Origin of the sequence: Rhizobium sp. PRIMUS64, from assembly GCF_023006465.1 — a bacterium.
Classification (GTDB): Bacteria; Pseudomonadota; Alphaproteobacteria; order Rhizobiales; family Rhizobiaceae; genus Rhizobium; species Rhizobium leguminosarum.
The window spans coordinates 1-425 of record NZ_JALBGX010000350.1 but is presented as its reverse complement, the minus strand read 5'-3'; the positions used below and the strand labels follow the sequence as shown (position 1 = coordinate 425).

Below are 425 nucleotides of genomic sequence, written 5' to 3'. Positions count from 1 at the left end.
CCCGCCTCCGCCATATTGCTCGATGTCTTGCTCCCCGAGCCGCCGAATCGCAAGCTGCTGGAGCCCGCCCGAGAGACGTCTATGCTGTGGCGGGCGCCGCTCAACGAGTTCTCCGGCGCCAGCGACTGCGGCGTCACTCGCATCGAACCGCCCACGGAACTGCGACGCGGCACACGGTCGCCGGCGTCACTATCGTGCGAACCGAGGCGCAAGTCGCTCAGATCCTGTTCCAGGTCTCGTCTCTGTGAATAGTAGTCCCGGATCCAGGCGTCCGTATCGAAAGCTCCGGTCACGCCTTCGATCCACTCACTTACTTCGCGAGAATCGTCATCGCGCGGTTGGTTCCGTCTTGGGTACATCGATGCCGGTCCTCCGGAAATCAAATTTGGAACCTCGATCCTAATGCCTGCCGGCCGCCGCCCAGC

General features: G+C 63.1%; 1 protein-coding gene. It reads right to left on the bottom strand.

Annotated features, from left to right (window positions below; translation table 11 throughout):
- A partial coding sequence (locus MOV76_RS39515) for a hypothetical protein (protein ID WP_247266631.1) occupies positions 1-359 on the bottom strand: 359 nt, incomplete at its 3' end.
- Between the last annotated feature and the right edge of the window lie 66 nt (positions 360-425).